This is a genomic window from Pseudomonas brassicacearum, assembly GCF_003732265.1.
Lineage (GTDB): Bacteria > Pseudomonadota > Gammaproteobacteria > Pseudomonadales > Pseudomonadaceae > Aquipseudomonas > Aquipseudomonas brassicacearum_D.
The window spans coordinates 1-414 of record NZ_MOBK01000371.1; the positions used below are offsets into that span (position 1 = coordinate 1).

Sequence of the window (414 nt, forward strand, 5' to 3'; positions counted from 1 at the left end):
AACCGCGTCAGCCTGTTTGGCCGCATTCTGAATCGCGTCGGAGTTGGCGCTCTCCGGCGTAGGAATCAGGATGTTGGCCAGACGGAACTCTTCGGACAATTGCATCTTGCCAAGGTCGGAGGCGAGGAAGTTCTTCACTTCCTGCTCGGACACCTGGATGCGCTCGGCCACACGGCGTTGACGCACACGGCTGATGACCATTTCACGGCGAATCTGTTCACGGGCGTCGTCGTAAGACAGACCGTCGTGAGCCAGCGAGGCGCGGAATTGATCCACCGACATGTTGTTGCGTTGGGCAATGGTGCCCACCGCCTGGATCAGTTCTTCATCGGTAATGCGGATGCCCGAACGCTCGCCGATCTGCAGTTGCAAGTTTTCGACCATCAGGCGCTCAAGCACCTGCTGCTCCAGCAC

The 414-nt window shown here is 58.9% G+C and carries 1 protein-coding gene; it reads right to left on the reverse strand.

The window, feature by feature from the left end:
* On the reverse strand, nucleotides 1–414 hold a 414-nt coding region (locus tag BK660_RS31765; protein WP_185045342.1), incomplete at both ends, for a SurA N-terminal domain-containing protein.